The sequence below is a fragment of the Pseudomonas sp. 2995-1 genome (assembly GCF_002742505.1).
Lineage (GTDB): Bacteria > Pseudomonadota > Gammaproteobacteria > Pseudomonadales > Pseudomonadaceae > Aquipseudomonas > Aquipseudomonas sivasensis.
On the sequence record NZ_LJSA01000422.1, the window covers coordinates 1 to 285 of the forward strand.

The following is a 285-nucleotide window of genomic DNA, read 5'->3' on the forward strand; positions in this document are numbered from 1 at the left end:
ATATTTTGGTTTACTGAAGTATTGTTTGTTGCAGCGACAACGATGAAACTACCATTAGTATCTCCCACTTGAAACCCCCTTTCTTCATACTCCACGTCCACGTCATCTAGAAGTGATTGGATTTGTGGTGAGAAAAGGGGACTGATAACTTTGACATGGCATTTTGCTCCTAACAGCTGCTTTACTTTTCTTGCAGCCACCTTTCCACCACCAAATGCGATACTCTTTTTGCCTGATAAATTTAGCATACACGGTGAAAAATTAGACATAGGAGTTCACCTGATC

At 40.7% G+C, this 285-nt stretch carries 1 protein-coding gene; it reads right to left on the reverse strand.

Annotation, left to right across the window (positions count from 1 at the left end):
- A partial coding sequence (locus tag AOA61_RS21865) for an NAD(P)-dependent oxidoreductase (RefSeq protein WP_305886525.1) occupies positions 1-269 on the reverse strand: 269 nt, incomplete at its 3' end.
- Between the last annotated feature and the right edge of the window lie 16 nt (positions 270-285).